Origin of the sequence: Paraburkholderia sp. UCT31 (assembly GCF_014397655.1) — a bacterium.
GTDB lineage: Bacteria > Pseudomonadota > Gammaproteobacteria > Burkholderiales > Burkholderiaceae > Paraburkholderia > Paraburkholderia tuberum.
On record NZ_VZQP01000202.1, the window covers coordinates 1 to 748 of the forward strand.

A 748-nucleotide genomic window follows, 5' to 3' on the forward strand; every position below is an offset into this window, starting at 1 on the left:
ATCGTGGCGCTGGGAAAACGAAAGACGTGATCTACGATGACGAGCTTGAATGCGGGTAGGAACAAGGTGCTCAAACGGCTGCACTATCCGCTGGATGTGATATTGACTTGTGTGCGCTGGTACGTGGCCTATCCGCTGAGCCTGCGTCATCTGGAAGATATGATGGCCGAGCGGGGCGTTTCGGTCGATCATTCGACCGTGCATCGCTGGGCCATCAAACTTCTGCCGGCGCTGGAAAAGACGTTTCGGCGACAAAAACGCGCAGTCGGTAGAAGCTGGCGAATGGACGAAACCTACGTCAAGGTCAACGGTGAATGGAAGTACTTGTACCGGGCCGTTGATAAAGCGGGCGATACGGTTGACTTTCTGTTGCGAGCCAAGCGGGACAAGGTGGCCGCCCGGCGTTATTTCGAGAAGGCCATCGATCAAAACGGTGTCCCGGAGACGGTGACGATCGACAAGAGCGGCGCCAATCTCGCAGGGCTGCATGCGATCAACGCCGAACGCGATACGTCAATCAAGATTCGTCAGGCCAAATATCTGAACAACGTCGTCGAGCAGGACCATCGGGCTATCAAGCGCCGTATTCGTCCCATGCTGGGGTTCAAGAATTTTCGTTTCACCCGCATCTTACTGGGTGGCATCGAAGTCATGCACATGATTAAAAAAGGGCAGATGATGTGTCGCCACCGCACCACGCGTTCTGCAGCCCAGCAGTTCTATGCGTTGGCGGCATAAGTCGTACTAA

General features: G+C 54.9%; 1 protein-coding gene. It reads left to right on the forward strand.

Going from position 1 to position 748, the window contains the following annotated elements; translation table 11 throughout:
- Positions 1-36: 36 nt before the first annotated feature.
- Complete coding sequence (locus F6X40_RS41660; protein WP_187631910.1) at positions 37-738, forward strand: IS6 family transposase; 702 nt, start codon at positions 37-39, stop codon at positions 736-738.
- The last annotated feature ends 10 nt before the right edge of the window (positions 739-748 follow it).

What these genes read in the sequence shown, in the direction of transcription:
- F6X40_RS41660 (WP_187631910.1), top strand. Translation starts at nt 37, where the DNA reads ATGACGAGCTTGAATGCGGGTAGGAACAAGGTGCTCAAACGGCTGCAC.